General features: G+C 33.8%; 7 protein-coding genes. 6 read left to right on the top strand and 1 reads right to left on the bottom strand.

The window, feature by feature from the left end; translation table 11 throughout:
* Nucleotides 1–408 precede the first annotated feature (408 nt).
* On the top strand, nucleotides 409–2,340 hold the full coding sequence (locus SB773_RS29560; protein WP_410593750.1) for a glycosyltransferase: 1,932 nt from the start codon (nucleotides 409–411) through the stop codon (nucleotides 2,338–2,340).
* Nucleotides 2,341–2,406: 66 nt separating this feature from the next.
* Complete coding sequence (locus SB773_RS29555) at nucleotides 2,407–3,183, top strand: class I SAM-dependent methyltransferase (RefSeq protein ID WP_060751894.1); 777 nt, start codon at nucleotides 2,407–2,409, stop codon at nucleotides 3,181–3,183.
* A 40-nt stretch (nucleotides 3,184–3,223) separates the two neighbouring features.
* On the opposite strand, the gene SB773_RS29550 is transcribed toward SB773_RS29555, so the two are convergent.
* A complete protein-coding gene (locus SB773_RS29550) occupies nucleotides 3,224–4,168 on the bottom strand; it encodes an NAD-dependent epimerase/dehydratase family protein (protein WP_033708635.1) in 945 nt (314 codons plus the stop codon).
* Between the two features lie 302 nt (nucleotides 4,169–4,470).
* On the opposite strand from SB773_RS29550, the gene SB773_RS29545 reads away from it, so the two are divergent.
* From SB773_RS29545 to SB773_RS29530, 4 genes are all read left to right on the top strand, one after another.
* Nucleotides 4,471–5,265: a sulfotransferase family 2 domain-containing protein gene (locus SB773_RS29545; protein WP_131247425.1), complete on the top strand. Its 795-nt coding sequence runs from the start codon at nucleotides 4,471–4,473 to the stop codon at nucleotides 5,263–5,265.
* Between the two features lie 204 nt (nucleotides 5,266–5,469).
* Entirely contained in the window at nucleotides 5,470–6,192 is a 723-nt protein-coding gene (locus SB773_RS29540; RefSeq protein WP_012260218.1) for a class I SAM-dependent methyltransferase, read from the top strand.
* A 26-nt stretch (nucleotides 6,193–6,218) separates the two neighbouring features.
* Nucleotides 6,219–7,091: a class I SAM-dependent methyltransferase gene (locus tag SB773_RS29535; RefSeq protein WP_131247424.1), complete on the top strand. Its 873-nt coding sequence runs from the start codon at nucleotides 6,219–6,221 to the stop codon at nucleotides 7,089–7,091.
* A gap of 215 nt (nucleotides 7,092–7,306) precedes the next feature.
* Nucleotides 7,307–8,383, top strand: coding sequence for a glycosyltransferase WbsX family protein (locus tag SB773_RS29530; protein WP_410593747.1), 1,077 nt, complete (start codon nucleotides 7,307–7,309; stop codon nucleotides 8,381–8,383).
* Nucleotides 8,384–8,472 lie beyond the last annotated feature (89 nt).

Genomic DNA, 8,472 nt, shown 5'->3' with positions numbered 1-8,472 from the left:
ATTTTCATATTTCAATGTCAACCAAGTTTTTTTATTTCTTTTGTCGCTTTCTGCGTTGTTGCTATCGGCGACTTGTTCTATACTACACCTCTATATCCTAATCGTCAATACCTTTTATCCTTTTTATTTTATAAATTCTAAAGGGTATTGAACCTTCTTCATTTATACTCCGTTCCTAGAGATTAATAAACTGGTTCAATCACTTTCATAATCGACAGTTTATACTTTCTTACTTACACCTTTCTAAAGAATGAATAGCAAGCCAAACAAATATATATTAAAGGTAGCACTTTTTATTTCAAGTACATTCCAGCTGCATTCACAATTATCTCCTACCACTTCTCTCTAGGAATTATAAATACACCATGCATTTACTAAAAATCTAATTAACTTAGGAGGCGTTATGAAATGCATGTTAATAAGAAGATCATTTATGTATCCCATGATGCCCATTTCCACGGAGCACAGCTGCTTTCTTTACATACTATTAAAGCTCTTAAAGAAAACTTTCATTACTCCGTCGCAATTATTTCTATTGGAACGGGCATTTTAATCCACGATTTTCAAAAGTATGGTCCTGTTTATTGCCTAGAGGAAGACTACCCAACAGAAAAAAGGGTCGAATTATTAATAAAGAAGTTACTATCACAAGACTATACCATCGCCATATGTAGTACCGTCATAAGTGGTGATATAGTTGCATTACTAGCTAAACACAATATAAAAGTTATTTCATTAATACATGAATTGCCGCATTTAATACAACAGTACTCTGCCGAGGGGAAAGCTAGAAACATTGCCCAGTTCGCTTACAAAATTGTCTTCCCTTCACAGTACGTGTATGAAAAATTCCGTACAATCACCCAATTAGATCATCAAAAATGTCACATCCTCCCTCAAGGCTTGTTTAACCACAATCCTTATAAGAACAATATTGCAAAAGCTAGAAGCGAATTACGAAAAAAACACAACCTGCCTCTAGATAGCAAAATCATTTTAGGAGTAGGTTTCGCTGATCATCGGAAAGGGATAGATTTATTCTCACTTATTGCTTACTCAGTAAGAAAGGTTCATACGAATATTCATTTTATCTGGGTCGGGAGAACAGATGTTCATTTCTTTAACACGCTATCCCCAAGATATACAGCACATTTCACATTAGTTGAGCCTACTCCAGATATCGGTTTATATAACGCCGGGGCTGATTTATATTTATTAACTTCAAGAGAAGATCCTTTTCCAAACGTTGTTTTAGAGGCATTAGATACAAAAGTCCCTGTTATAGGGTTTAAAAACGCTGGAGGTTTTGAAGATGTTGTTACGGAACAAACTGGCGCCTTAGTAGACTTTTTAAATTTACCGCAGGTGCTGGAAAGAATATATGAATTTATTGGAGATGAAGACTTACGATTACAAAAAGGGCGCTTTGGCCAAGAGCTTATTGAAAAAGATTTCAACTTTCTTCATTACATTTATCAACTGTTAAACCTACTTGATCATAATTACAAAAAAATAAGCGTAATCATACCGAACTATAATTACGAAAAATACTTATCTAACCGAGTTAAATCCATATTAAACCAAACCTATCCCCTTTACGAACTAATTTTCCTAGACGATGCCTCTACTGACAATAGCGTATCTATATTTGAACAGCTGCTCTCAAACGAAAATAAGCCCCACCTAAAAGTTCAGCAGATTATTAATGATAAAAACTCTGGTTCTGTATTTAAACAATGGATAAAAGGCATCTCTGCAGCAACCGGTGATTATATTTGGATTGCAGAGGCCGATGACTTATGTGATCAGACATTTTTAGAAGAAGTAATCCAAGGGTTTCATATAAATGGTGATGTTACCTTAAGCTACACACAATCAAAACAAATAGATGAACAAGGAAATATCCTAGCCAATCATTATTTAGATTACACAAATGATATTGATAAAGAAAAATGGAAAAGTTCTTATTTCCGAAAAGGGATAGATGAAATACAAGATACATTACTTATCAAAAACACCATACCTAATGTCTCAAGTGTAGTTTTTAAAAACATAGATATAAAAACAACAGAAAAACAATTAGAAAAGTTTAAAGTAGCTGGTGATTGGTTTTTCTATGTTTCTATTCTTAAAGAGGGGAACATTTATTTCAATCCAAAACCGCTAAACTATCATAGACGACATACAAATAGCGTAACGAGAACAGAAGATTCATATTCCCATTACAGTGAAGTTGTACAAATGCAGAATTTCATTAAAGAAACCTTTACTATCGACGACATTTCAAAAAAGAAAATGTACACATATAGAAAGTACCTTAAAGCATATTTGAAGATTTAATGATATATTTTCTTCGCCATCAGTATCTCTTGTAAAACGTTACTATCATTTAAGGGGGGTTACTCTTTGAAAGAATTTATAGAAGCAAATAAAGATTTGCTTTCTCAAATTGCACACAAATACAATGTAAATGCAAGTATCCATCCAGAGGATCATATCTTTCAATTCCTTGTCACTAATCCAGTCTTCCCATCTAAAAAAGAAGCGATAGATTATTATTTTCAAGATGGGAGAAAATCCGCAGAAACACTTTTAGATTTAATTACTTCCTTTTATCCCCCTATAGACACTCCAATTAAATTATTAGAATTCGCATCCGGATATGGCTGCGTAACACGTCATTTATTAAACCCACAAACGAACTTAAGTATAACTACCTGTGATATACATGAAGAGGCTATTACTTTTATTGAAAACACATTAAATACTTCTTCTATCTTATCTCACCCTGAACCTGAACAAGTAAAATTGGCCTCGTCTACGTATGATATCGTCTTTTGTCTATCCTTTTTTTCTCATATGCCTGATACAACTTGGTTTCGTTGGCTTCAAACATTGTATAATGCTGTTTCTCCTGAAGGCTTACTCATTTTCACAACTCATGGTTATCAAAGTAAAAAGTACTTCAGCTTTCCAGATTTAAATAAACAGGGTTATTGGTTTCTCCCTTCTAGTGAACAATTGGATTTAGATGTTCATCAATACGGGCAAACGATCGTTAGTCCCTCTTACGTATGTGACAAAATTAAATTATTACCCTATAACCCTGTCATCAAAAAATACACTGAAGGTTTTTGGTGGGAACATCAAGACCTTTGGGTAATAAAAAAAGAAATAAAATAATAAACCACGCTCTACTGATACAAAAGTAGGGCATGGCTTATTATTTTTTACTATATAAGAACTCTTCAATCCATAGCTTATTTAATCTAATTCCACTTTTGAAATCTATTTTCGGTTCCCAATTACATTCTCGTCTTACTCTATCTATATTTAAAATGATTTTTTGAACATTTTCTTGCCTTTGTTTATAGCAGGTAAAGTCCACTTTTCTTTCCGTTAATTTCTCCAATTCTACTATAATTCGTTTTAAAGAGAGACCCTTGCCGCTCCCTATGTTATACACACAAGATTTCAAACGATTTAATTGTGATAGTTGTATAGTGATTTCAACTAAATCATCGATATAAATATAATCTCGAATAATCTCTTGTGGATTCCCATATATATTAATCTTTTCATTACTGAGATGCTGATACAAAAAACAATTTATTGCCCCAACTTTCTTTAAAGGATTTTGATATTTTCCATATGGATTAGAATATCTACATACAACATAGTCAATTCCGTATTTTTTCTTATAAAAGTACAAGTAATTTTCAAGCGATACTTTTGTTATTCCATAAGGAGAAAGTGGTTTTAATGGATGTTCCTCATCAATAGGTAAATATTCCGGTTCACCATAAACCGTGCCTCCAGAAGATGCTAATACAATTTTTTTAACAGGAAAATTTTTAACACTTTCCATGAAGTTAAGAAAAAAAAAGCTACTGTTTATATCTCCGAAAACATCTTCAATTGAAGTTGCTACATTAGACGTTGCAGCTAAATAAATAATAATATCCACACTCACTAAAGCTTTATATATATCTTTAACATTTGCTAAATCACCTTTAATAAATTCAACCTCACTTATAATATTTTGAGGGAAATTATTTATATGTCTGGAAAATACTTTTACATTTTGACCTTGTTTCAATAAACCTAATGCGAGGTTTATACCAATGAAACTATTTCCACCTACTATTAAATAATTATTCTTCCTCATAATATCCTCTCTAGTAATAAGATTTTTGCTTATCACACCTAGAAATACAAATAAACGAACTTGGTCACCTCTATTATTCATTCTCTTATAATTGTATGCCCCTTATAAATTTTCATTATCTTTATTTTATATTTTCCTTTTAGAATCGATACCTTATCTAAGATGACCGCAAAAACACTCATAATATTTACTCATTCCCATGAATATATTGGATTAGTAAAAAATTGCCTTCTCATATTCTCGTTTATTCTATTTAAAAACCTTCTCCATAAATAAAACTTTCAAAAAGGAGCACTACATGTATGAAGAATGTAAATCAAGAGCTTTTAAATCATGTAATCCTACATAAAGATCGAATCCCACATTTCCATAAAGACTTTCCACTTATACTATTTTGGAGCCATAGAAGCGGATGTACTACTTTAGCTAATTGGTTCTTTTTTCAAATTGGATTATTTACTGAAGCAAAGAAATACCATGACTTTATTCATTACTATGAATTCTGGGTGTATAAAAACAACACCAACTACATAGCAGAGTTACAAAATGGGCTTCTAACAGCAAAAAAAGATGTTTGTAAACTTGTACGGAATCCCTATACAAGGGCGGTCAGCTCCTTTTTATTGCTTGCTGACAATCCATATGCTAGCCCTCAATGGGAAAGTATCCGGCATTGTTTTTATAATGACAAATATAGTAATCAAGGAATATCATTTAAACAATTTTTATATTACGTTCAAGCATTCGGTTCCAATTCCCTAGCAATAGATATACATTTTAGTCAGCAATACGTCCCAGGTGAAGAAAACTTCATCCAATACTATATTCCTTTAGAAGATTTTAATACACAAATCACCAAGATAGAACACATGTACGATTTGACTAAATCAAATTTAGCGCTTCTTATAAATTCAGATCATCATCGTGCTCATAAGATGCTTTATACGGGAAGCTATGCAGAACTTAGCATTACAGATGCATCATTCCCCCGCTTTCCAACATATGAAAGCTTTTATGATAAAGAAACCATGGATTTAGTTACAGAAATATATGCACAAGACTTTGAAATGTATCCGTACACAAAAGGGATATTCTAAGTCGGTACATTCTTTAATGAATAAAAGCGAATGTATCGCATAGCATAAAGTGAAACTTTAATTAGCGTGGGGTTCTCTCCCGCTAATTATTCCAATCTACCAATCTCACTTTTATGAGTTCCCTAATTTCCACCCACTCTCTTTGATTTCGCTGATTGTTGACGTGTGTGTCATATGCATTTTTTTACACAGGAGTGATGTCATGTGGAAGGTAATTTGAAGCACAATAATGGATATTGCGTTATTTGTGAGAAGAAAGCTACATTTATAGAGCATAATGATTGGCTTAGAGATCACTACTTATGTTCTACATGCCACTCTATACCAAGGCAGCGCGCTCTAATCCATGTTTTAAATACATTTTTTCCAAAATGGGGTTCCTATCATATCCACGAATCCTCTCCTGGAGGAATTACAACTCAACTACTAATAAAAAACTGCAAAAACTATACATACTCTCAATACTTTAAAAACTACCCTCTCGGCCAATACTTTCAAGGGATTAGATGCGAGAACTTAGAAGACATGACTTTTCAAAATGAATCTTTTGATTTATTCATTACTCAAGATGTCTTTGAACATGTAATGGAGCCAAACAAAGCCTTTAAAGAAATAGAGCGTGTATTAAAGCCTGGCGGCGCTCATGTGTTTACTGTCCCTTGGTATCATACACTCACAAAGACTTTACAAAGAGCAAGAATCAATAAAGAAGGAATCGAATATATTGAGGAGCCAATTTATCATGGTAATCCTATTGATGAGAACGGGTCTTTAGTAACATTTGATTGGGGTCAAGATATGATTGAATATATTTATACACATGCAAATATGTATACCATTGTTTATTTACAAAAGGATAGATCACTGGGGTTAGATGCTGAATTTCTACATGTTTTTATTAGTGAAAAACACGAAAATGATTTTTAGGCACTATATAATTTGGAGGTTAACAAATGAATAACTTTAAGTTAGGAAGTGATTTTGATAACCTTGTTAGCCCGCTTTCTGATGTTGAACTTCTTAATCTATTTATACAAAGTTGCTCACAAACAAAGATAAATGGCATCCCAGTACCTATGTTCCCCTCCGAAGAAATTCAACAACAGTTTGTAGGTGCTTCCTATGAACATGCTCTTTATGAAGCATATTTGTTTTATAGCCTTGTAAAAACATATGCCCATAATTTAGGCGTTCCCTTGAATAAAGAACGGAAAATTTTAGACTTTGGTTGCGGATGGGGAAGAATCATACGCTTCTTTTTCAAAGATGTTCGCCATAAAAATTTACTTGGTATTGATGTAGATCCTGCAATGATTAACCTTTGCAACGAAACGTTAGGAAGAGGCAGGTATAAAATAGCTCCCCCACAACCTCCTGTAGAATTTATTAATGACAATTCATTAGATATCATATTCGCTTATTCTGTATTCTCACATTTATCCGAAGAAACAGCAGAAAATTGGATAAAGGAGTTTTCAAGAATTCTTCGTCCAGGTGGAATCTTCATTGCAACAACACAAGCACGCTATTTTCTCGATTTCTGTCAACAATTTAAGGAACACCCTGAATTAATTCAAACTGGGTGGCATAAAACTTTATCTCAAGCTTTTCCAGATATAAATCGTGCCATCTCGGATTATGAAAGCGGCAATTTTATCCACAGCCCTACGGGAGCTGGAGACGTTAGAAACAGTAGCTTCTATGGGGAAACCGTTATACCTAGAACTTATATTAAAAACCACTATGAGAAGTATTTAAAGCTACGGGACTTTTTTGATGATACAAACCGGTTACCCCAAGCTCTATTTGTTCTCCAAAAAGATTAACTCTTTTCGCTCATTGTATAATGAAGATCACTTTGTATCTCAGCCGTATATATTAAATCATCAAAGATTTCCATATCAAGCAAACTGTACAAAAGAATTCATTATGCAGCATAAACACAGTAAGTAAATAACATATCTCATGTTTTAACTAGATTCGAAAAATCAAAAGTAACTTCCCACCACTTGAACTACGAAGAACATAAGGGGGATATATCTTGAAAATAATCGCTTTTTACTTACCACAGTTTCATCAAATAAAAGAAAATGACCGATGGTGGGGGAAAGGGTTTACTGAATGGACAAATACTAAAAGTGCACGACCTTTATTTTCAGGACATTACCAACCTAGAGAACCTTATCAAGATTTTTATTATGACTTAACCACCCCATCCGTAAGAAAATGGCAAGCAGAAATCGCCAAAGCACATGGCATATATGGTTTTTGTTATTACCATTACTGGTTTAAAGGGAAGAGGCTATTGGAGGCACCCTTTAATGAGGTACTTAAGATGAAGGAACCCGATTTTCCATTTTGCCTTTCTTGGGCAAATGAACCGTGGACAAAAACTTGGGATGGTCTTGATAGTCACATATTAATGCCTCAAAATTATGGAGAATTATCGGATTGGAAAGAACACTTTGAGTATTTATTGCAAGCTTTCCAAGATGAGAGATATATCCGTATAGACGATAAACCACTATTCATTATTTATCGCCCTGGGCATATCCCTCATTGTGAACAAATGCTTCATTATTGGAATACACTCGCACAAGAAAATGGTTTGAAAGGTATATACTTTGCAGAAACATTAAACAGCTTTCCACTTCCTAATATAAATGGATTTGATGTTAGCATTCAATTCGAGCCTTTTTATACAATTGCTCATGATAGCTCTTCAGACATAAATAAGACAATATATGAGTCTGGTAAACAAATAAACGCTTGGGATTATGATAAAGTGTGGATGTATATACTAAAGCGATCTCCTCCAGAGAAAAAAACATTTCCTGGTGCCTTTGTTGACTGGGACAATACAGCACGCCGCAAAGACTTAAATAGCAGTATCTTCCTAGGTTCTACCCCTAAGAAGTTCACGATATATTTAAGCAAACAAATCCAGCGTACCTATTCTCTTTACAACAGCGAGTTTTTATTTATTAATGCGTGGAATGAATGGGCAGAAGGTACTTACTTAGAACCAGATAAAAGGCATGGATTCGCCTATTTAGAAGGAGTTAAGCAGGCAATTAACAGAGGTATGAAAGCATACAAAAAAGACGAGTCATTCTGACTCGTCTTAAAGTTGCTTGGCGACGTCCTACTCTCACAGGGACAAGGTCCCAACTACCATCGGCGCTAGAGAGCTTAACTTCCGTGTTC

The organism is Bacillus sp. SIMBA_074 (assembly GCF_046534555.1).
In the GTDB taxonomy this organism is placed as follows: Bacteria; Bacillota; Bacilli; order Bacillales; family Bacillaceae_G; genus Bacillus_A; species Bacillus_A mycoides.
Note: the sequence above shows the minus strand (reverse complement) of the source record. Positions and strands in the feature narration are given on the sequence as shown.